The following is a 619-nucleotide window of genomic DNA, read 5'->3' on the forward strand; positions in this document are numbered from 1 at the left end:
TGCTGAACGTGTTCTCGCACGGCTTCCTGGCCATCTGGGCCGTGATGATCATCTTCCCGCTGGCCTGGGTGGTGCTCGGGTCGTTCAAGACCGACTCCCAGATCAACACCAGTGCCTGGAGCTGGCCCACCGAGTGGAGCTTCAAGAACTTCGGCACCGCCTGGGAGAAGGGCATCGGCGGCTACTTCGCCAACACCCTGATCGTGCTCGCGGGTTCGCTCACCCTGACCATGCTGCTCGGTGCGATGGCGGCCTACGTGCTGGCCCGCTACGAGTTCAAGGGCAACCGGCCGATCTACTTCCTGTTCGTCGCGGGCGCGATGTTCCCCGTCTACCTCGCGCTCGTCCCGCTGTTCTTCATGGTCCGCAACCTCGGTGAGATCAGCCCCTACCTCGGTCTGAACAGCTACGCGGGCCTGATCCTGGTGTACAGGGCGTACTCGCTGCCGTTCACCGTGTTCTTCCTGCACTCGTTCTTCCGCACCCTGCCGACCGCGATCCACGAGGCGGCCATGCTGGACGGCTGCTCGCACTCGCGGGCGTTCTTCCGGGTGATGGTGCCGATGGCCAAGCCCGGCCTGATCAGCGTCGGCATCTTCAACCTGCTCGGGCAGTGGAA

1 protein-coding gene is annotated in these 619 nt (G+C 64.1%); it reads left to right on the forward strand.

Translation table 11 applies throughout. From position 1 onward, the window contains the following. Positions 1-619 (forward strand): carbohydrate ABC transporter permease (locus tag ABD323_RS43690; RefSeq protein ID WP_344447569.1); only part of this gene is annotated, 619 nt, incomplete at both ends.

Source organism: Kitasatospora nipponensis (genome assembly GCF_039528135.1).
Lineage (GTDB): Bacteria > Actinomycetota > Actinomycetes > Streptomycetales > Streptomycetaceae > Kitasatospora > Kitasatospora nipponensis.